This window comes from Streptomyces sp. NPDC028314, assembly GCF_055565795.1.
Map to the genome: position 1 here is coordinate 265677 of NZ_JBVHTP010000007.1, position 19871 is coordinate 285547.

15 protein-coding genes and 1 pseudogene are annotated in these 19871 nt (G+C 74.9%); 8 read left to right on the forward strand and 8 right to left on the reverse strand.

Translation table 11 applies throughout. The annotated features are described in order from the left end of the window. Positions 1-29 precede the first annotated feature (29 nt). The 3 genes from ACZ4TG_RS18585 to ACZ4TG_RS18595 form a co-directional block, all read right to left on the reverse strand. Complete coding sequence (locus ACZ4TG_RS18585; protein ID WP_468163944.1) at positions 30-1511, reverse strand: carboxylesterase/lipase family protein; 1482 nt, start codon at positions 1509-1511, stop codon at positions 30-32. 238 nt (positions 1512-1749) lie between these two features. Further along, positions 1750-2676, reverse strand: coding sequence for a 5'/3'-nucleotidase SurE (gene surE, locus ACZ4TG_RS18590; protein WP_468163946.1), 927 nt, complete (start codon positions 2674-2676; stop codon positions 1750-1752). A 134-nt stretch (positions 2677-2810) separates the two neighbouring features. Then, a complete protein-coding gene (locus ACZ4TG_RS18595) occupies positions 2811-4064 on the reverse strand; it encodes an MFS transporter (RefSeq protein WP_468163948.1) in 1254 nt (417 codons plus the stop codon). Between the two features lie 538 nt (positions 4065-4602). On the opposite strand from ACZ4TG_RS18595, the gene ACZ4TG_RS18600 reads away from it, so the two are divergent. The 3 genes from ACZ4TG_RS18600 to ACZ4TG_RS18610 all read left to right on the forward strand — a co-directional run bounded on the left by ACZ4TG_RS18600 (position 4603) and on the right by ACZ4TG_RS18610 (position 7577). Continuing rightward, the gene (locus ACZ4TG_RS18600) at positions 4603-6207 is read left to right on the forward strand and encodes a carboxylesterase/lipase family protein (RefSeq protein WP_468163950.1); all 1605 of its coding nucleotides are present in this window, start codon (positions 4603-4605) and stop codon (positions 6205-6207) included. A gap of 126 nt (positions 6208-6333) precedes the next feature. Beyond that, positions 6334-7341 (forward strand): LacI family DNA-binding transcriptional regulator, encoded by a 1008-nt coding sequence (locus ACZ4TG_RS18605; RefSeq protein ID WP_468163952.1) that lies wholly within the window; start codon positions 6334-6336, stop codon positions 7339-7341. Between the two features lie 53 nt (positions 7342-7394). Next, positions 7395-7577, forward strand: a complete 183-nt coding sequence (locus ACZ4TG_RS18610) for a hypothetical protein (RefSeq protein WP_468163954.1) — start codon at positions 7395-7397, stop codon at positions 7575-7577. A 79-nt stretch (positions 7578-7656) separates the two neighbouring features. Here ACZ4TG_RS18610 and ACZ4TG_RS18615 read toward each other — a convergent pair whose 3' ends face one another. Both ACZ4TG_RS18615 and ACZ4TG_RS18620 read right to left on the reverse strand, forming a co-directional pair. After that, positions 7657-8415: a phosphatase PAP2 family protein gene (locus ACZ4TG_RS18615; RefSeq protein WP_468163956.1), complete on the reverse strand. Its 759-nt coding sequence runs from the start codon at positions 8413-8415 to the stop codon at positions 7657-7659. A 110-nt stretch (positions 8416-8525) separates the two neighbouring features. Further along, positions 8526-9491: an alpha/beta hydrolase fold domain-containing protein gene (locus ACZ4TG_RS18620; protein ID WP_468163958.1), complete on the reverse strand. Its 966-nt coding sequence runs from the start codon at positions 9489-9491 to the stop codon at positions 8526-8528. Between the two features lie 237 nt (positions 9492-9728). Here ACZ4TG_RS18620 and ACZ4TG_RS18625 point away from each other — a divergent pair, with 237 nt between their 5' ends. The 5 genes and pseudogenes from ACZ4TG_RS18625 to ACZ4TG_RS18645 all read left to right on the forward strand — a co-directional run bounded on the left by ACZ4TG_RS18625 (position 9729) and on the right by ACZ4TG_RS18645 (position 14332). Further along, positions 9729-10280, forward strand: coding sequence for an ATP-binding protein (locus ACZ4TG_RS18625; RefSeq protein ID WP_468163960.1), 552 nt, complete (start codon positions 9729-9731; stop codon positions 10278-10280). 60 nt (positions 10281-10340) lie between these two features. After that, positions 10341-11939: pseudogene (locus tag ACZ4TG_RS18630) on the forward strand (AMP-binding protein); the annotation flags it as partial. A gap of 33 nt (positions 11940-11972) precedes the next feature. Then, complete coding sequence (locus tag ACZ4TG_RS18635) at positions 11973-12467, forward strand: acyl-CoA thioesterase (protein ID WP_468164165.1); 495 nt, start codon at positions 11973-11975, stop codon at positions 12465-12467. Positions 12468-12564: 97 nt separating this feature from the next. Further along, the gene (locus ACZ4TG_RS18640; RefSeq protein WP_468163962.1) at positions 12565-13419 is read left to right on the forward strand and encodes a PaaX family transcriptional regulator; all 855 of its coding nucleotides are present in this window, start codon (positions 12565-12567) and stop codon (positions 13417-13419) included. A 40-nt stretch (positions 13420-13459) separates the two neighbouring features. Then, positions 13460-14332 (forward strand): alpha/beta fold hydrolase, encoded by an 873-nt coding sequence (locus ACZ4TG_RS18645; RefSeq protein ID WP_468163964.1) that lies wholly within the window; start codon positions 13460-13462, stop codon positions 14330-14332. Positions 14333-14415: 83 nt separating this feature from the next. Here the strand turns inward: ACZ4TG_RS18645 and ACZ4TG_RS18650 are convergent, their stop codons facing one another. From ACZ4TG_RS18650 to ACZ4TG_RS18660, 3 genes are all read right to left on the reverse strand, one after another. Continuing rightward, positions 14416-15216 carry an ATP-grasp domain-containing protein gene (locus tag ACZ4TG_RS18650; protein ID WP_468163966.1) on the reverse strand — a complete coding sequence of 267 codons (801 nt, stop codon included), beginning with the start codon at positions 15214-15216 and terminating at the stop codon, positions 14416-14418. Continuing rightward, positions 15213-16154, reverse strand: a complete 942-nt coding sequence (locus ACZ4TG_RS18655; RefSeq protein ID WP_468163968.1) for an ATP-grasp domain-containing protein — start codon at positions 16152-16154, stop codon at positions 15213-15215. The genes ACZ4TG_RS18650 and ACZ4TG_RS18655 overlap by 4 nt, the downstream gene beginning before the upstream one ends. Before the next feature lie 141 nt (positions 16155-16295). Continuing rightward, positions 16296-19682 carry a hypothetical protein gene (locus ACZ4TG_RS18660; RefSeq protein ID WP_468163970.1) on the reverse strand — a complete coding sequence of 1129 codons (3387 nt, stop codon included), beginning with the start codon at positions 19680-19682 and terminating at the stop codon, positions 16296-16298. Between the last annotated feature and the right edge of the window lie 189 nt (positions 19683-19871).

A 19871-nucleotide genomic window follows, 5' to 3' on the forward strand; every position in this document is an offset into this window, starting at 1 on the left:
CCGGACAGGACACGCCTCGGACGGCCGGCCTACCGCACCGGCGCCGGCGGCCGCGTCCGCCAGAAACCGCACTGGTGGTCCGCGGCGAACGACGAGCCCGGCCGGCTCGCCGTGGGGCGGAGGTTCATGACCGTCCCCGCGCCGGGCCCGGTGGCCGGCCAGAGAGCCTGGCCGGCCACCGCGGGCACCCCGTAGCGCGCGAACGCGCCCCAGTACCGCTTCATCCGCGTCGCCAGCGCCACCTGCACCGAGGTCAGCGGCCGCTCGCCCATCGTGAAGTCGTGCAGGTAGGCAAGCTCGGCGCTGTGCGCGTTCGACTCGTCCAGCCCCGGCACCTGGGCGCCCGCGAGCGTGGGCGAATCCGGGTCGTCGAACTCGTAGACGAACGTCGGCACCTGGCCCGCGAACAGCTGCGCCGTCCAGGCGGTGTTGCAGGCGAACCCCGAATCGGTCAGCACCGCCGACAGCGCCAGGTACGGCGAGCCGTACGCCGCGACCGGATAGCGCGCGAGCACCTCCGGCCCCGCGCTGCCGTGGTCCGCCAGGACCCGGGCCGTGTACTGCTCGGCGGTGAGTCCCGGCTGCGTCAGCGCCACGAAGAACCGCGCCTCGGAGCGGGTGCTGCCGATCAGGACCGGCACCCTGTTCCAGTTCCCGCTGCGGATCGCCGCGGCCGGCTCCACCGGCAGCAGCCCGTCACCCGACGCGGGCCCAGACGTGGGCAGCGTGCCCGCCGCCTCCACCAGCGCCGGTCCCGAAGCGCGGCGCAGGCACGCGGCCGCCCCGGCCGGGTCGGAGCAGCCCAACCGCTCCGCGAAGGCCCGCGCCTGCGCCTCGGCCGGCGCACGGTCCGGCGTACGCAGCAGCGTGCACGGCCCGCTCTGGAGCACGGCCCGGTGGAAGAGCCCGGCCGCCGACGGCGCGGCCAGCAACCCGCACACGGAACCGCTGCCCGCCGACTGCCCGGAGACCGTCACCTTGCCCGGGTCCCCGCCGAACGCCGCGATGTTCTCGCGGGTCCAGCGCAGCGCGGCGATCTGGTCCATCAGACCGAAGGAACCCGAGCGCCGGGCGTTCTCCCCGGCCAGCTCGGGCAGAGCGAGGTAACCCAGCTGCCCCAGCCGGTAGTTGATGCTGATCACCACACTGTTCGTGAGCTCGGCCATCGTGCGTCCGCCGAACTGCGTGCCCGTTCCCTGGCTGTACGCACCCCCGTGCATCCAGAGGATCACCGGCAGCCGGGCCCCCGCACGGGCGCCCCCGGGCCGGTAGACGTCCAGGTGCAGGCAGTCCTCGCTGACGGCCTGCGGATCCCGCAGCCCGAACGGCGAGAACTGCAGACAGGCGGGTGCCTGCCGGTCCGCCTCGCGCACCCCGCTCCAGCGCTCCGGCTCCCGGGGCGCGCGCAGCCGGGACTCCCCGACCGGGGGAGCCGCGTAGGGGACTCCGAGGAACTCCTGCGCGCCGTCGCGCACCTGGCCGCGCAGCGCACCCTGCGCGACGGCGACCACCGGACGGGAGGAACCGCCGGGCGGGGCGGCCGTCGCGGGGAGCGCCGCGGCGAACAGCGCCGCCAGTGCAAGGACCGTACCGAGCAGGGGTCTTGTCCTCGCGGGCCGTACCGTCCGGGCCGAGAGCCGTCGCTCCGTACTCCTGGGTTCGAGGCCGTCCGGGGACGGGCGCTCACGCCCCTCCCCGGACGGCCGGCGGGTGTGCGGGTGTTGTGTGCCGGGTGTTACGGGCCGGGTGTTACGGGCGCAGCCCGGCGATCAGGGCCGAGGTGACCGCGAAGTCGGCCGGGCCGGTGTTCCAGTCGGCGTTCATCGGGCTGACCGCGATCTTCCCGGCGCTGACGGCCTCCACGTCGCTGCCCCGGGCGGCGGGGCGCAGGTTCACCTTCACGCCCACCTTCCAGGTGCCGTCGCCGGCGTCGGTGAAGTCGGGCTCCAGCAGGGGCTGGTGATCCTGGAAGGTCGAGGCCACGCCGGCCGCGGTGCCCTTGCCGTCCGCCCCGACGACGGGGTGGTTCACGTTCAGGCCGACGCCCTCGGGCAGCAGTCGGCCGGACCGGGGAGCCCGCGCGCGCAGCCGGTCGATCAGCTTGACCGCGAAGTCCAGCGTCGGGCCCATCGCGTTGACCGTGGTCACCGGATCGGGCGCGGTGACCCCGCCGGTGCTCAGGGCGATGGCGGGCACGCCGGACTCCAGCGCGGCGACGGCGCCGCCGACCGTGCCGGAGTGGGTGGCGAGACCGGCGACGTTCGGACCGAAGTTGGTGCCGGACACCACCAGGTCGGGGGCGCGGCCGGAGAACACCTCGGCGAGGCCGAAGGCCACCGAGTCGCCGGGAGTGCCGTCGACGGCCCACACCTTCGGCTCGGGGTGCTTCACCGAGATCGAGCTGGCGCTCATCATCTTGGTGCCCGTACCGCTCTGGTTGGTGAGCGGGGCGACGATGGTGACGTCGTGCCCGGCGGCGGTCAGCCGCTCGAACGCCTTACGGATGCCGGGAGCGTTGTAGCCGTCGTCATTGGTGAGCAGGATCCGCAGCGGGCCGGCCGGCACGGGCGCGGGAGCCGGCCCGGCCTGCGGGGCGGCGGCCGCCGGGCCCGTACCGGCCAGGGCCGGCGCACACAGCAGCAGGGCAGCCAGCGGCAGAACTCGCTTGCTTCGCACAGAACGCTCCTTGGAGGAGGGAGGGGTGGGGTGGGGACCGGCGGGCGCACGACCCTCGGCGAGCGCCCGCCGGAGTCGGGGCCGGGCCGCCGCGACGAGGGAGGCGGCCCGGGAGGCGGGGGACCCGCGGCGGATCAGCGCACGCTGCGGATCGGGAGGATGGCGAGCGCGCCGATCAGCGAGAGGGCCCCGCCGAAGAGGAACAGCGGGGTGTACCCGCCCAGGGTGGTGACGACGGCGGAGGCGACGAACGGGGCGACGATCTGCGGCCCGGCGTTCGCGATGTTGAGGACACCCATGTCACGGGCGGCGTCCTCGGCCCGCGGCAGGACCAGCGTGACGAGGGCGGTGTCCACGGCCATGAAGCAGCCGAAGGCCAGGCCGTTGAGCGCGCTGAAGACCAGCATCCCGGTCCAGGTCGGGCTGATGACGGGCACCGCCATGACCAGCCCGGCGAGGACGGCCGAGACGCCGACGAACACCTTGCGCCGGTTCCAGCGGTCGGACAGCAGCCCGCCGACGACGGTGGATACGGCCATCGCGACCATCGACACCGGGGTGAGCACGGCCATCGCGTCGGGCGGTGTCAGCCCTGCGGGCAGCGCGATGTGGTCGTCCAGGATGTACAGCTGGTAGCCCACCACGGAGAAGTAGCCGAGCACCATCAGGGCCCGCCCGATGAACGCCCACCGGAAGTCGTGGTGGCCGAGGGAGGACAGGAAGGCCTTGATCCGGTCCTTCCTGGGGACGGCGGGCGCGGCCGCGGCGGTCTCGGAGCGCGGGAGGTCCCGGCACAGGGCGGTGAGCAGCACCGCGGCCACGGCGACGACCGCGCCGAGGACGAGGTACCCGACGCGCAGGTGCTCCGAGGTCCGGGAGGCGATGAGTACGCCGACCGTCCCGCCGATCGGCAGACCGAGGCCCACCAGCGCGGACGCGGTACCGCGCCGGGCGGCCGGGACCCGGTCGGGCACGATGGCGGTGACGGCGGCCTGGTAGATGTTCATGGTCGCCTGGACCAGGCACCAGCCGATGCCGACCAGCAGCGCGGTGCTGACGCTGCCGAGGAAGGCCAGGCCGGCGAGCGAGGCGAGGGCGCCGCCCAGGACCCAGGGGTTGCGGCGGCCGCTGCGGTCGGAGAGGGCGCCGGCGATCGGGTTGAAGGCGGTGGCGAAGATCGCGCTGATGCCGCCGATCAGGCCCAGCACGGCGACCTTGTCGTCTCCGGCGATGTCGGCGATCTGGGTGGGGAGCAGGACGGAGCCGACGCCCATGTAGACCGCCATCATGGCGGAGTTGGCGACCAGCAGCAGGAGCAGGAGCCCGCGTCTGTGGGGAGGTTCCGGATCGGTGGGGACGGGCGGATCGATGAGCTCGTTCGTGGCCATGACGACTCCTCGGGGGACGGAGCGGGGAGGTGGCGGGGGGGTATGGGGTGGTGCGGTGGGCGGGGAGGGGAGACGCCGTGTGCCGGGCGGTCGCGGCCGAGCGGTGCCACCGGGGAGCGCCGCGGACGGACTGCGGAGCGTGCGTCGAGCTCGGTGCGGTGTGCTCGTCGCTCGGGGACCACAGCAGCTCGCGATGGACGCGCTTCGGTGGTTCACGCGATGTTGTTACACGTGTCACCTCAGGTGCTTGGACACTGTGTAGCACCCATTCCGGGGTCCCGCCAGAGGTTGCGCCGCGTCGTTGCGCAGATCGTGACCCGGGCGGGAAGGCCTGGTCGAGCACGTGTAACCAGCCGGTTGAGCCACTGACCAGGCCCGTCGCGTCCGGAAACCCTCTTGCCCTTGTGCCGGGGGCCGTGTTTTCGCGATATCCCACCGCGGTCGTCCATATCGAGAATCATTGACGGCCGTCTCGATCGCGCCATACTCTCGATTTCGTCGGCGTGTGCCCGACGCGCAGCGCAGGGAGGATTGGTTCATGGCTCACGTACCAGGTCCGGATCGCACGGTGGTCGACCTGCCCGCGGGGCGGCTGCGCGGAGCGGTCGAGGACGGGCTCGCCGTCTTCCGGGCCGTGCCGTACGCGGCGCCCCCGGTCGGCGCCCTGCGCTGGCGGCCGGCGCGGCCGCACCCCGGCTGGAGCGGAACCAGGGATGCCACCGTCGACGGCCCCAGCGCCCCGCAGATGTACGCGGAGGGCGGCGACCCGGTCCTCGGCGGGCACGGCTCGCCCCCCTTCGACGAGGACTGCCTGACCCTGAACGTCTGGACCCCGGCCGTCGACGAGGCCCGGCGCCCGGTCCTCGTCTGGATCCACGGGGGCGGCTTCGTATCGGGCTCCGGTTCGCTGCCGAACTACTCCGGCGAGACCTTCGCCCGCGACGGCGACCTGGTCGTGGTCGGCATCAACTACCGCATCGGGCCGCTGGGTTACCTCTACCCGGCCCCCGAAGGCGAAGGCGAAGGCGAAGGCGAAGGCGAAGGCGAAGGCCGCGGGGCGTACGGGGTCGGCGGGGCGGACGGCGGCGCCAACTTCTGGCTGACCGACCAGCTCGCCGCCCTGAGGTGGGTGCGCGAGAACATCGCCTCCTTCGGCGGCGACCCGGACGCCATCACCGTCGCGGGCCAGTCGGGCGGCGCGCTGTCCACCGCCGCGCTCGCGGGACTCCCCGAGGCCCAGGGCCTGATCCGGCGGGTGATCCTGATGAGCCCGCCCTTCGGGCTGGACCTACCGGACCCCGAGACCTCGCTGGAGCGCACCCGCGCCTACCTGGAGCTCGCCGGGGTCAAGACCATGGCCGAGCTGCGTGACCTGCCCTGGCCCGCGCTGATCGGCGCCGGCGGAGGTCTGTTCGCCCTGACGATGCGCTGGGGCTACTGGCCGACGCCGTTCCTGCCCGTGGTCGACGGCCTCACCCTGCACCGCCACCCGGTCGAGGCCCTGCTGCACGGGCACGCCGCCGGCATCGAGGTGATGATCGGCTGGACCCGCGAGGAGGCCAATTTCGGCTTCGCCCTCGACGAGGGCTACGCCGCCGCAGGGCGGGAGGAGGTCACCGCACGCATCGCGGAGACCTTCGGAGCCGAGGCCGCCCCCGGAGCCTATGCGGCGTACGAGCGGGCCCGCCCGGGGGCCCGGCCGGCCGACGTCCTGATGGACCTCATCACCGATGAGCTCTTCCGGGTGCCGGCCGTGCAACTGGCCGAGGGGCGGGCGGAGTCGGGCCGACCGGTCTGGGCCTATCAGTTCGACCTCCCCTCGGCCGCGTACGAGGGCAGGCTCGGCGCCGCCCACTGCCTCGAACTCCCCTTCGCCTTCGCCAACTTCGACCGGTGGGAGCACGCCCCGTTCGTCGCCGGGCTCGCCCCCGCCGTCCGTGACGGCCTCGCCCGGACCATGCACCGGGCGTGGATCGCCTTCGCCCGCACCGGGGACCCGAACCACCCGGGCATGCCGACCTGGAACCCGTACGAGAGGGGCACCCGCACCACGATGCGCTTCGACTCGGTCGTCACCGCGCTCGACGACCTCGCCGGCGACTCCCGCCGACTGCACGGGACGGCGCGGCGCGACCCCTCGTAGCGAGCCGCGAGGGGGTGGCGCCGCGGGGGGCCGCACCTCTGGGCGCGCCCCCGCTCCCCTGATCTAACTCGTGTAACCTTCGAAGGGAGGGCACCCGGTCGATCAAAAGGAGCGTCGAGGGACGTCATGGCCAAAGACATTCCCGTCCCCGCGTCGATCACCAGCGCCGACGTGGCACGGCTCGCCAAGGTGTCGCGCGCCACGGTCTCCTTCGTGCTCAACGACACCCAGGGGCACCGCGTCAGCGAAGCCACCCGTGCCCGCGTCCTCGACGCCGCCCGGCAGCTCGGCTACGTACCCCACGCCGCGGCCCGATCCCTGCGCGCCGGCCGCAGCAACCTCGTCCTCATGCCCGCGTCGATCTCCGCGGTCGGCCGCCTCGTCAGCGACTGGGTCGACGACCTGCACAGCGAGCTCGACCGCCACGGCTACACCGCCGTGCTCCACGCGGGACGCTTCACCGACCCCGTCGACGCCGCCCGGGCCTGGGCCGAGCTCCGCCCGGCGGCCGTCATCGCCCTCGACGGCGACCGGTTCACCCCGCAGGCGGCCGAGGTGCTGCGCCGCGCCGGGGTGCGCGGGCTGCTCGCCTTCGCCTCCCATCCCGTACCGGGCGTGCACACCATCGGCTTCGACCACGCCCGCATCGGCGCCGCCGCGGCCGAGCACCTGATCGCCCGCGGCCGGACCCGGATCGGCGTGGTCATGCCGCAGGAACGCGGACTCGGCACCCTCGCCGGGCCCCGCCTCGCCGGCGCCGAGGCGGTCGCCGCCCGGCACCCGGCCACCGTGACCCCGGTGGAGCTCGCGTACACCCGGGAGTCCGCGACCGCCCTCGCCCGGCGCTGGGCGAGCCTCGGCCTGGACGCGGTGTTCGCGTACAACGACGAGTACGCCGCGCTGCTCCTGCACGCGCTCCAGGCCGAGGGCTTCTCCGTACCGGACGACGTGGCGATCGTCGGCTCCGACGACCTGGTGCTGTCCGCACTCCAGCAGCCCGCGCTGACCACGGTCCGCCTGGACCTGGTCCCGGCCGCGCGCATCGCGGACGCGGTGCACGAGCTGATCGAGACGGGCACGACGCCGCCGGTGCCGGAGGTAGAGCCGGTCCTGATCCACCGCCAGACCTCGTAGCGGGACACCCGCCCGCGCGGGCGGCGGCTCGGCGCGACCTCAACCGGATCGTGGTGCGCGACCTGAACGCCTTCCCGGCCCTGCTGGAAGAGGTGGGCGAGGGCGAGATGCGCCGCATCCACACCGCGCTGGCCGGGTGGCTGCGCCTGCGGGCGGGCCACGAGGAGCGGGACTGGGACGCGCTCGCGGTGGTCCTGCTGCCGGCCTGCCTCTTCGTGGCGCTCGGCAGGTTCTAGCAAGGGCGTCCCGCCGATCAGGCGGTCCCGGCCCGCTCGCCGGGGCGCGCACGCCCGGCCGTCGGCACCCCCCTCGCACCTACCGCGCACGGTCATGCGACAGTGCGGCCGCCGGGAGGCGGTGCCGGGCGCGGGACGGTTCCCGGTCGAGCGCGGGGGCCAGGAGCCACCAGGCCAGCAGCCCGGCGCCCGCGCCGGCGGCGGCCCCCGCGACGGTGTCGCTGAGCCAGTGCGCGTGCAGCCACGTACGGCTCCACATCATCGCCAGCGTGAACAGCACGCCCCCGGCCCACCAGCCCCGCCGCCGCGCGGCCGGCGCCAGCAGCACGCCGACGAGTACGACGAGCAGCACGGCGCCCGCCGCGTGCCCCGACGGGAACGACCCGTGGTCGACCCGGACCATCGGGTCGGCGGGGCGCGGGCGGTCCACCAGGTGCTTGAGCCCCTGGACGATGAGCATGTTGCCGAGGAGGTAGACGCCGAGCAGGAATCCGGCGGACGCCCATCGTCTGCGCACCAGCAGGAACAGCAGCAGGGCGAGCGGTACGACGGCTCCCAGCGGGCCGCCGAACCAGTTCAGGGCCGACGCCAGGGCGGAGTAGAGCCCTTCGTGCGGACCGCCCATCCAGGTCAGCCAGCGCTCGTCGACGGCCTGGAAGGGCGGGTCCGCCGGATCCTGCCGGACGGTCAGGGCGAGCGCCGCCGCGAAGCCCAGCAGCAGGAGGCCGAGCAGCAGGACGCCGGAGGGCCGCGGGGCCGCCGCCTGCGGGGCGGCGGGCGCGGCGGGACGGGCGGGTGGGGCGGCGGCGGGGTGGGGAGCGACCGGATTCCGGGACATGACTGCCTCTCGCGACCGCGGGAGTGGCCGCGGGTCATGGGATGTACGACGTGCCCGTGGGGGGCGGGGCCGGGCCGCGCCCCCCACGGCGGAACGGGACTGTGCGAGGGTCAGGCTCCGGCGCCGAGGTGCAGGGCTAGGAACGCGACGCTCTCCGCGACGATCCGCGGGATGTCGGGGGAGCCGAGGAAGATGTGGTCGGCGCCCTCCACGGGCCGCAGGGTGACCTCACCCCCCGCGCCCTCCAGCGCCGCGGCGAGCAGCTCGCTCTGGCTGTACGGAACCAGCCCGTCCTGGCGCCCGTGGACCAGCAGGAACGGCGGCGGGTTCGAGCCCTGGGCGGCGTGCGTCACCGGGCTGGCGGCCTTCGCCAGGTCCGGGCGCTCGGCCACGCCGGCGCCCAGGAGCGCTTCGTACGGGTTGGGGAACTCGACCTCCGACGGCATCGCCGGCATGGGGTGGGCGGCCAGGGCGATCAGGTCGGACACGCCGTACCAGTCGACCACGGCCCGTACCGCGGTGTCCCCGGAGCCGACGCCGTGGGCGCCCTCCAGTGCCGGGCCGTCCGTGCTGTCCGGGCCGACCACGCCGGCGAGCGCGGCCAGGTGGCCACCCGCCGACTCGCCCCAGACGGCGATCCGGTGCGGGTCGATGCCGAGCGTGCCGGCGAACTTGCGGACGTAGCGGATCGCGGCCTTCACATCGTGCAGCTGGGCCGGGAAAGGCGCTTCGAGGCTGTGCCGGTAGTCGATGGAGACGAGGGCGATCCCGGCCCCGAGGACCGAATCGTGCAGCAGCTCGGCCGGCACGGTCGGCGGCGGGTAGCGCCGGTCGCCGTCGAGCCAGCCGCCGCCGTGGATCCAGACGACCGCCGGGAAGGGGCCTTCGCCCGGGGGAACCTGGACGTCGAGCAGCCGGGGACGGTAGCCGGGGGTGGTCGCGTACGTGACCCCGTCGTGGCGGCGGACCCCGTGTGCGTCGGTCACCGGCGGGACCGGGGCCCGGTACGGCGGGGGAGGCCAGGTCATGTCGGCCATGCCGGGGATGTCGAGCTCCGCGGGGAGAGGTTGCGTCATTGCGGCCCTTCCGATTCGGTGCGGCCCAGGAGGCCGCCGGGTCCGGCGCGGTCAGGCTTCGTGACGTATGTCCGAAATGCTTGCGCCGGGCGCCGGAGAGACTTAACGTGTTACACGTGTAATCACGACTCTAGCGACGCGTTTCCGCTGACCACAAGCCCATCGGCAGTCCGAGTTCCCTGCCGGTTACACGAGCCACTGTGCGGGGGTCGTCGCCTTCCCCTCTGGGAGCACGTCATGCTCACCGCCACCGCTCAGCCCGCCGGCCCCGGCCCCGCCCCCGCGTGCCCGGCCCTTCCCGCGGCCCGCTGCGCCTGCCCGGGCGCCCCCGCCGGAGCGGCTGCCCCCGCCGGACCGGTCGCCCCGGCCCGCCCGGTGCGGAGCTTCGTCCACTGGGCCGCCGGGCCCACCCCGGCCACCGTCCCGCAGGTCCGGGCCCGGCTGCACGCCGTCCTCGACAGCTGGCGGGTCACCGCCGGCGCCGTGGACATCCTGCTGCTGGCCGTCAGCGAGCTCGTCGGCAATGTCGTCCGGCACGAGGGCGCCGCCGCCGGGCGGATGCGCGTCCGCATCACCCTCCGCCGGGGGTGGCTCCAGCTGGAGGTCTCGGACGGCGGCGCCGCCCTGCCCCGGCTGCCCGACGTCTCCGCCGAGGCCGACCCGGACGCGGAGGAGGGACGCGGCCTGCTCATCGTGCAACTGCTGGCGACCGAGGCGGGCGGTCAACTCAGCGTCATGGTGCACGAGTCGGGCAAGTCCGTCCGGGTGCGCGTCCCCGAGACGGCCTAGACGCCCGGCCGTCCCCGAGGAACCCCTCTCCCCGCCGCTCCCCGATCGAGGTGCCGCCCCATGGAGCTCTCCCCCTCGGCGCATGCCGATACCTTCTGCCGCGACCGGCTTCCGGACTTCTCCCTCTGGCCCGAACTCCACTTCGACCTGCCGGAGTTGGACTATCCCGACCGGCTCAACTGCGCCCGCAGCCTGCTCGACGACGCCGTCGAACGATGGGGCCCCGACCGTCCCTGCCTGCTCACCCCGACCGAGCGCTGGACGTACGGGGAGCTGAACCGGCGCGCCGGCCAGGTCGCCCAGGTGCTGACCGGGGACCTGGGTCTGCGCCCCGGCAACCGCGTCCTGCTGCGCGGCCCCAACAACCCCTGGCTCGTGGCCGCCTGGTTCGGCGTGCTCAAGGCCGGCGGGGTCGCCGTCACCACGGTGCCCCTGCTGCGGGCCGCCGAGCTCGGCGAACTGTGCGGGATCAGCCGGCCCGCGGTCGCCCTCTGCGACCACCGCCACCTCGACGAGCTGGACGTCCCCGGCCTGCGCGTGGTCCCGTACGGCGGCCCGGGGCCCGGCGACCTCACGGCCCGCTGCGCGCTCAAGGACGGGGCCTTCGCCACCGTGGAGACGGCCGCGGACGACGTCGCGCTGATCGCCTTCACCTCCGGCACCACCGGGCGGCCCAAGGCGACCCTGCACTTCCACCGGGACGTCCTGGCCAACGCGGACACCTTCTCCCGGCACGTCCTCGAACCGCGCCCCGACGACGTCTTCACCGGCACCCCGCCGCTGGCGTTCACCTACGGCCTCGGCGGGCTGGTGGTCTTCCCCCTGCACGCGGGGGCCGCGACCCTGCTGATCGAACAGGCGGCTCCCGGGCGGCTGGCCGAACTCGTCGAGGCGCACGGGGTGACCGTCCTGTTCACCGCGCCCACCGCCTACCGCGCGATCATGGCCGAGGGCGCGGCCGCCCGGCTGTCCGGCCTGCGCCGCTGCGTCTCCGCCGGGGAGCCGCTGCCCGCCGCCGTGTGGGAGGAGTTCCACGCCGCCACCGGCCTGCGCATCATCGACGGCATCGGCGCCACCGAGATGCTGCACGTGTTCATCTCCGCGGCCGGCGAGGACATCAGGCCCGGATCCACGGGCCGGCCCGTCCCCGGCTACCGCGCGGCCGTGGTCGACGAGCACGGCGATCCCGTACCCGACGGGCAGCCCGGACTGCTGGCCGTCACCGGACCCACCGGCTGCCGCTACCTCGACGACCCGCGCCAGACGGCGTACGTCCGCGGCGGCTGGAACATCACCGGCGACACCTACGTCCGCGATGCCGAGGGCTACTTCTGGTTCGTGGCCCGCGGCGACGACATGATCGTCTCCTCCGGGTACAACATCGCGGGCCCCGAGGTCGAGAAGGCCCTGGCCGGCCATCCGTACGTCGCGGACTGCGCCGTCGTCGGCGTCCCCGACGAGCGGCGCGGGATGCTCGTCAAGGCGTACGTGGTCCCGCGCGCCGGCGTCCCGGCCTGCGAGGCCACCGTCCGCGAGCTCCAGGCCCACGTCAAGGCGGCCATCGCCCCGTACAAGTACCCGCGCGCCGTGGAGTTCGTGGCGGACCTCCCGCGCACGGCGACCGGCAAGCTCCGGCGCGGCGAACTGCGCACCCGCGCGCGGACACCGGCCCCCGCCCCGGTGCCGCTGCCGGTGGACGCGGACGGCGGCTGCGCGGCCGGCTGCCCCGAGGCCCGCGTCCCGAACCTGCCCCGGGTCGTCGTCGAACGCCGCGTCGAGCGGACCGACACCGACGCGGCCGGCCACCACCGCCCCTGCGCGGTCCTGCGCTGGGTCGAGGCGGCCGAGGCCGTGCTGCTGAGCCGTCTCGGCCTGTCCCACCTCCTCGGGAGCATCCCCCGGGTGGACTTCGAGGCCGACCACCGGGCCCGGCTCCGCTTCGGCGAGGCCGTCCGGACCGAGTTGCGCGTCACCGGAGTCGGCGCGAGTTCCCTGCACTACGCCTTCACCGTCCACGGCGAGCAGGGCGCGCAGGCCGCCGCCGGCCGCATGGTCGTCGCCCGCCGCGGCGCCCGCGCCAGCGGGGCCACCCCCTGGAGCGCCGAGGTCCGCGAGATCCTCACGAAGGCGGGCCCGCAGGCCCCCGAACCGATCCGGCAAGACCGAGGAGGCGCGCCGTGCGGGTAGGACCGGCAGCCGTCACAGGCCGGCCCGAGGCGGCCTGACCGGCCGGGGACCGAAGGGGCCCCGATATGATCGCGACCGCGCACAACGGAAGGCGATCATGTCCGACAGCCCCCACAGGCCCAGCTCGTCGATCAACACGGTCTACGGTGCGTTCCTGCGCCGCCTCGGCGGCTGGACCTCCATCGCGGACCTGATCACCCTGATGGGAGAGCTGGACGTCGACGGTCCGGCGGTGCGCTCGGCCATCTCCCGGCTGAAGAAGCGCGGCGTCCTCGAACCCGAGCGCCGGGGCGCCACCGGGTACCGGCTCAGCCCCGCCGTGCTGCCCGTCTTCGACGAGGGCGACCGCCGGATCTTCGGCAGTCTGGAACCCGCCGACCTGGCCGACGGCTGGGCGATGGCGGTGTTCTCCGTACCGGAATCGGAACGCAACCACCGCTACCAGCTGCGCACCCGGCTGACCTGGCTCGGCTTCGGCAACATCGCGCCGGGTGTGTGGCTGGCGCCCGGCCGGCTGCTGGACGACGCGCGCAGCATGCTGGTCCGGCTCGGTCTCAGCGAGTACGTCCACCTCTTCGCCGCCGAGTACGCCGCCTTCAGTGACCTGCCCGGCACGGTGAGCTCCTGGTGGGACTTCCCCGCGATCCAGAGCCAGTACGCCGCCTTCACCGACACCTACGGGCCGGTGGCCGCGCGCATGGAGGCCGGAGCGGAACCGGACCCCGCGGAGGCCTTCCGCCACTATGTGCCGTTGCTCACCCAATGGCGGCGCCTGCCGTACCTCGACCCGGGCCTGCCGACCGAGCTGCTCCCGGCCGACTGGAACGCGGTGGCGGCCCGGCAGGTCTTCCAGCAACTGCACGCGGTCCTGCTGGAGCCGAGCCTGCGCCACGTCCAAGAGGTCACGGGGCTCGGGGCCGCGTCCGAGGCGGAGGCTTACGCGCGGCGGTAATTGACTGGCCATCGGGTGATCGACTCGCAAGTGTGATCACATGAACGATGCAACCAACCCGGCTGAGACGCCCACCTTCGTCCTGGTGCACGGCGCCGGCAGCAACGCGTACGGCTGGGCTCCCGTCCTGGCCGAACTCGCCCTGCGCGGCCACCGCGCCGTGGCGGTGGACCTGCCCGGCCACGGCCCCGGCGCGTACTTCCCGCGCTCCTACCAGAGCCCGCAGGACCCGGAGGGGCTGCGCACCGAGCCCACGCCGCTGGGCAAGGTGACGCTGGCCGACTTCGCCGAGCACGTGGCCGCAGCGGTGCGGCGCGCGCACCGGCACGGCCCCGTGGTGCTCGTCGGCCAGAGCATGGGCGGAGTCACCCTGAACGCCGTGTCCAACCTGGTGCCCGAGCTGATCTCGCACCTCGTCTACGTCTCCGCCTACTGCCCCGCGCGGCGGGCGACCGTCCAAGAGCTGATGTCGGCCCCGGAAGCGGCCACCAGCGCGATCTTCCGGCTGCCCCTCGTCCCGACCCCGCCGGAGCTCGGCGTCAACCGGATCAACTGGCGCTCCGCGGACCCCGACTTCCTGCGCACCGCCAAGGAGGGAATCGCCGCGGACCAGTCCGACGACGAGTTCCGGACCCTGCTGAACATCCTCGAACCCGATGAGTCGGCCGCGATATCCACCGCCGACGCCCGGGGCCTGCCGCAGGCTTGGGGCCGCGTCCCGCGCACCTACATCCGCTTCACCGAGGACCGGACGATCCCGCCTGCCCTCCAGGACCTGATGATCAAGGAGGCCGACGAGCTGACACCGGACAACCGGTTCCGCGTACGGTCCCTGACGGCTCCGCACATCGGCCCCCGCGACCCGGGGCTGCTGGCCGCGGAACTGGAGCAGGTGGCGGCGCTCGGCGGCTGATGCCCGGGCCGGCCCATCAAGTAGCCGCCCGGGGCGGGGCCGGGCCCGCGGGGCCCGACCCCGCCCCGGGCGGTCAAGGACGGTCAGCGGGCCTTGCGGACAGCCAGGGACGCCAGCGCCTCAGGGGCGCCGGCCTGGCCCCGGATGCCGGGGAAGGCGTTGACGTCCACGATCAGCGGGGCGCCCTCGCCCGTGTCGATGATGTCCACCCCGTACACGTCCAGTTCGAAGACCTCGCCGACCTGGAGCGTCAGCTCCGCCCAATGCGAGGGCAGTTCCTCCGCCGGTCGCGGCGAACCCCCTCCGCCGACGGCGAGTTCGGAGGGCCGCAGGGCGGTGAAGACCCGGTTGCCGATCGCCCACACCTTGTGGTCCCAGCCGCTGTTCGGCGCGAACCCCTGCACCACGACGGGCTCCTGGCCCCAGCCGCCCGCCAGCTGCCGCAGCCGGGCGGCGTCGTCGACCCGTGCGACCAGGTCGTCCTTGCGGCTGCGCCGGCTCTTGACCACCACCGGCCACGGCAGCCCGGGCAGCCCCGGCCCGGTCGCCTGGAGCGCGAGCTGCCCCAGCGAGCCGAAGGTCCGGGTCGCGGCGAAGGGCAGCCCGGCCCGGCGGGCCAGCTCCGCCATCTCCGTCCGGTCCTGGCAGCGTTCGGTCGCCGCCGCCGAGTTCACCACGGGCGCCCCGCGCCGCTCCAGTTCCCGCGCCAGCTCCAGCGCCCTCGGGGTGCGCGCCTTCAGCAGGTACACGTCGGCCCGCGCGGCGGCCGCCGCCCCGGGATCCCCCGGATCGAGTACGGCCACCTCGTGGTCGGGAGCGAGCAGCCCGGCCGCCGTCGCCAGCAGCGGGTGCCCGGAGTCCGCAGTGATCAGGCCGATCCTCATGCGCCATCCCCCGCCCGGGCCGGAACCTGCACCGCGATCTGCACCGGAATCGAGACCGGCAGCGGCGTGGACGCAGCGTACTGCCGTTGCCGCGGGCAGGAGGGCTCTGCCGGATGTTCCCGGGCGCCGCCGGCCCGCGCCAGTTCGAGCACCGCCCGCGCCACCCGGGCGGCCGCGTCCGGCACCTGGCGGAAGCTCGGGAAGTCGTTCACGTCGACCACCACCGGCCCGTCGGGACCCAGCAGCACGTCGAGCCCGTACAGGTCCAGCCCGTACACCGTCCCGACCCGGGCCGCGATGGCCGCCACCTCGGCGGGCAGCGGAACCTGCCGCTCCCGCACCGGGCGGTCCGGGCGCAGCGGCGAGCAGCGCTCGGTGGCGAACAGTTCCCCGCCGACGCAGTACACCTTGATGTCGGTGCCCGAATTGGGCACGTACGGCTGGGCGATGAGCATCCCCTCGCCCGCCAGCTCGGGCAGCAGGGCCGCGAGCCGGTCCGGCGAGGACACCAGGTGCACCGCCCGCCCGGAGCTGCCGTCGGCGGGCTTGACGACCAGGGGGTACTCGCCCGCGGGGATCTCCGCCAGCAGTTCGGGCCGCGCCACCGCGTACGTCGGGGGCAGCGGAAGCCCCCGGGCGCGGCCGATCGCCGCGGCCACCGCCTTGTCCCGTACGCCCCGGATGGATCGGGCGTCGTTGACCGTGGTCATCCCGGTCGCGGCGGCCGCTTCGAGCAGGGTCAGCCCGGGACCGCCGGAGACCGTCTTGAGCACCCAGGCGTCGTGGGCGCCGGCCTGTACCAGGTCGGTCATGCGCACCAGCGAGCCGCCCGGCCGCAGGACATCCACCTGGTGCCCCCAAGAGGTCAGTTGCCGGATCACCTCGTTCGGCATGCCGTCGTGGCGGTAGTGCTCCTCCACCAGGAAGCAGAGCCTCATGGACCTTCCCCATATTCCCCGGACGTCCGCCGATCCCGTCCGGCGAGTTGTGACGTCACAGGATGCCATGGCCGCAATGTGATGATCGTCCCGCAGGGGCCGTTCTCAGGAGAGGGTCCGGAAATGAGCCGTCGGTCCCGCTCACTCCTCGTGCGTCGTGGCCGACAGCGCCGCGTCCCGGACCTCGAGTTCGGGGTGCCCGCGCAGCGCGGCCAGCATCGTGCGCCACTCCTGCGGCCAGTCGTAGTGCCGGCCGAGCGCCGCGGTGAGGGCCGCGGCGAACAGCCCCCGCGTCCTCGTACCGGGCCGTGCGAGGCCGCGCACCACCTCCAGTACGGTCGCGGAGTCCGGGAGCGGATCGCGGTACCAGTAACGCTGGCGGAACCTGTCCGCGCAGGTCGCGGCGAGCCCCGGGCGGCCCTCCACCGCCTCGGCCAGCCGCTCCAGGGCGGCCACCACGACCGGCGCCCGTGCGGTCAGGTCGACCGCCCTGGCCAGCAGTTCGGCACGGGTCACGGCCAGCGCGGGCTCACCCGCCAGCTGCCCGGCCAGTGCGGTGAGCAGTTCGGGGGAGTCGTCGACCAGCCGGCCCGACAGGTGCCGGATCCGCTGCACGGCCGGCAGGTCCCGGTCCGCCCCGGCCTCCGGTTCGCCGCCGGCCCGTACGACGGCCAGCAGGTCCTCGACCGCGCCGTGCAGCGCGCTCCCCGGCGCGCCCCCGCCGACCGGATGCGGCTGCCCCGAGTGCGCGATCCGCTGCAGGGCCATCGCGGCGTGCTTCCAACGGCCGGGGCGCCCCAGGTCGCAGGTCAGCAGCCGGACGGCGTCGGCCGCCTCCGGCGCGTACGCCACCCAGTGCGGCAGGGCCCAGAGCGCGGCGTGCGCGGTGCGACCGTCCTCGGCCCCGGCCAGCGCGGCCACCAGCCGTGCGTAGCGGGGCCGGTGGGCCCGGGGCACGTCGAGCGGCGCGGCCGACGCGATCGCGCAGCGCGTGTCCGGTCCGGCCGTGCCGGCCACGGCCTCCAGGAACTCCCACACCTCCTCCAGGGCGAGCAGCTCCGTCGTGAGGCCCACGATCACGTCCAGCACGTCGGGGTGGACGCCCTCGGCGCTCCCGGCCTCCAGCAGCAGCGCGGCCGCACGCCGCGGCGGCAGGAACCGCACCGCCAGCCGGGCGGCCTCCTTGCGGCTGGTCACCTTCACGCCGCCGTCCGCGCGCAGCAGTCCCGCCAGCAGCTCCCCGAGCCGGGACGGCGGGGTGTGGGCGGCCGCGCGCCCCGCGGCGTACATCCCGGCGCGCGCCTGGTCGTCGCCCGCGTGCGCGAGCAGCCCCGGGAGCGCCTCGGCGGGCTCTTCGGTCCAGGCCGAGGCGCTCAGCGCGGCCTCGGCCAGGACCGGCTGCCGCGAACGGGCCAGCCGTCGCAGCAGTTCCGGCCCGTGGTCGGGGATCCGCGCCGCGTTGCGGATCAGGGCGGCGCGGTGGTAGAGGGCGGCCGACTCGTCGTCGAGGGCGGCCTCCACGAGCCGTACGGCCGCCTCCTGCTGGCGCGGCAGCCACCGGTCGGCCCGCTCGAAGCGGGGCAGCGGCCGGGCGTCTCCCGCGCGCAGGAACCGGCCGTACGGGGCCTCGTGCGCCAGTGCGCGGTCCAGCAGGTCGGTGCGGTGCGCCGACAGCACCTCCATGACGGGGGCCAGGGCGACCGCGGAGGGCTCGCCCTCGACCAGGGCCGCCACCCGGTCGCCGCGGGTGGCCGGGTCCGCGAGCCAGATCCGGGCGAGTCCGGGGAAGTCGGCGTCCTCGCACCGCTCCAGGGCCTCGCCCAGCATCCGCTGGAGGCCGGCCGACCCGCGGCCCCGGTCGCCCAGGGCGTCCGCGACGGCGAGCAGCAGACCGTACTCGCCCTTGGCGGCGGCGCCGTCGAGGAAGGGGCGCAGGGCGTCGAACACCGGCTGCTCGCGGCCGGGGCGCAGGCTCCGGCCGTGCGGGCCGAGTGCGGCCGGGCCGGTGTGGGCGGTGAGCTCCCGCAGGGTCAGCAGGGCCCAGTCGAGCAGCCCCTCGTCCGGGCCGGCTTCGTCGAGCACGTTGAAGACCAGGTCGCGCAGGGCCGCGCGGCTCCCGACGGAGCTGTCCCGGGCCCGCAGGGCGTCGAGCGCGATCCGCTCCAGTGCGCCGGCGGCCGCGCCGTCCAGCAGGCGGACGGGCAGGGCCGCGAGCGCGCGGAGCGCGGCCGCCCGGACGGGGTCGCGGTCGTTGCGCAGCCGTGCCGTCATCAGTTCCAGGGCATCTCGCACCGCCGCGGGGTCGCCGGCCCAGGACGCGTTGCCGAGGAGGTGCCGCCAGCCGGCGGCGCGGGTGTCGGGGTCGGAGTCCCCGATCGCCGCGAGGAGTTCGGGCCGGGCCTCGGCGACGGGCAGGTAGGCGAGCGTCTCCAGGCGGTCGCCGATCCACCCCTCCTCCCACCAGGCGGTGTCGCCCTTCTCCGGCGGGGCCAGGGAGCGCCGCACCTCGGTGAGGAGGCGCCGGCGGGGGAGCAGCTCCAGTACGGCCTCGCTGTGGTTGCCCTCCGGGATGGCGGCGTCCCGGAGGGCGGCGTCGTAGAAGGCCTCCCGGCGGTCCGGGGCCATCGCCTTCAGCAGGAGGAGGAAGGGGCCCGTGCGCTTGATCCAGAGCCGTCCGAGGGCGGGCAGGGACGGCGGATCGGCCCGTACGAGCCCGCGGAACACGGCGGCCGGGAGCGCGGACTCGTAGCGCCTCTCCTCCCGTTCGGGCGCGATGATCCAGCGCACGACGCGTTCGGCGTCGGCCGCCACCAGGTCGCCCAGCCGGTCCCGCAGGAGCCGCGGCAGGCGCTTGGGGCCGTACCGCTCCAGCAGGCCGAGCACCCGCAGCGGTTCGGCGGGCGTGGCGGCGGCCACGGCCGGTGACTGCTTCTCCCACCACGAGTCCAGGAGGGTCCCCGGCAGGGCGGCGAGTTCGGCTTCGGCCAGGTCCAGCAGGGGCCCCGGATGGGAGCGGCCCAGCCGCACCGGGTCCGTGACGGCGTGCGCGAGCTCCGGCAGCAGCCGGGCCGTGAACGCGGGCCCGCAGGCGGGGAGCAGGACGGCGGCCTCCCGGTCGCCCCAGCGCTCGCGCAGCCGCGGCACCAGGCGCTCCGCGAGGGCGGTCCGGGGCCCGGTGAGGACCGCCTTGGCCAGCTCCCTGCGGATCTCGGCGGCCGCCTCGGGGTACGGAGCCTCGATCGCCTCGTCCGGTACCGGCAGGGTCCGGGCGGCGCGCAGCGCGTAGCGGCGGACCACGGGGTCCGGGTCGGTCAGCCGCCGTGCCAGGTACCCGGCGTCCCGTCCGGCCAGCGCCCCGAGGGCTGCGAGCCGCCGCTCGTAGCGGCCCCGGGAATCCAGCTCGGCCAGTACGCCGGCCAGTTCACCGGTGCGCGCCAGATCCCGGGCGGCGGTGGCGAGGCGGCGGAGGCGCTCGGCGTGGGGGAGCGGGTCGAGGGAGGCGAGCAGTTGCTCGGCGCTGAACGGCATCCGGCCATTGTGGCTTCGCGGCCATCGGCAGACGAAACCATTTTTCGACCGCGCTCAAAGCTGCCGAAACTGCCCTTGAACCACCTCTAACGGTCGTTACCGAGGGTGATATTGGCCGAGAGCTTTCCAAAGTGATCAACAGTTCTCCTATAGTGACACCTCGTTGCCACAGGAACCCTCTCTTCCATT

Excerpts from the sequence above, each read along its gene's own strand:
- ACZ4TG_RS18595 (WP_468163948.1), bottom strand. The coding sequence starts at position 4,064 with ATGGCCACGAACGAGCTCATCGATCCGCCCGTCCCCACCGATCCGGAA.
- ACZ4TG_RS18640 (WP_468163962.1), top strand. The coding sequence starts at position 12,565 with ATGTCCGACAGCCCCCACAGGCCCAGCTCGTCGATCAACACGGTCTAC.
- ACZ4TG_RS18660 (WP_468163970.1), bottom strand. The coding sequence starts at position 19,682 with ATGCCGTTCAGCGCCGAGCAACTGCTCGCCTCCCTCGACCCGCTCCCC.
- ACZ4TG_RS18655 (WP_468163968.1), bottom strand. The coding sequence starts at position 16,154 with ATGAGGCTCTGCTTCCTGGTGGAGGAGCACTACCGCCACGACGGCATG.
- ACZ4TG_RS18620 (WP_468163958.1), bottom strand. The coding sequence starts at position 9,491 with ATGACGCAACCTCTCCCCGCGGAGCTCGACATCCCCGGCATGGCCGAC.
- ACZ4TG_RS18605 (WP_468163952.1), top strand. The coding sequence starts at position 6,334 with ATGGCCAAAGACATTCCCGTCCCCGCGTCGATCACCAGCGCCGACGTG.
- ACZ4TG_RS18650 (WP_468163966.1), bottom strand. The coding sequence starts at position 15,216 with ATGAGGATCGGCCTGATCACTGCGGACTCCGGGCACCCGCTGCTGGCG.
- ACZ4TG_RS18625 (WP_468163960.1), top strand. The coding sequence starts at position 9,729 with ATGCTCACCGCCACCGCTCAGCCCGCCGGCCCCGGCCCCGCCCCCGCG.
- ACZ4TG_RS18600 (WP_468163950.1), top strand. The coding sequence starts at position 4,603 with ATGGCTCACGTACCAGGTCCGGATCGCACGGTGGTCGACCTGCCCGCG.
- ACZ4TG_RS18615 (WP_468163956.1), bottom strand. The coding sequence starts at position 8,415 with ATGTCCCGGAATCCGGTCGCTCCCCACCCCGCCGCCGCCCCACCCGCC.
- ACZ4TG_RS18645 (WP_468163964.1), top strand. The coding sequence starts at position 13,460 with ATGAACGATGCAACCAACCCGGCTGAGACGCCCACCTTCGTCCTGGTG.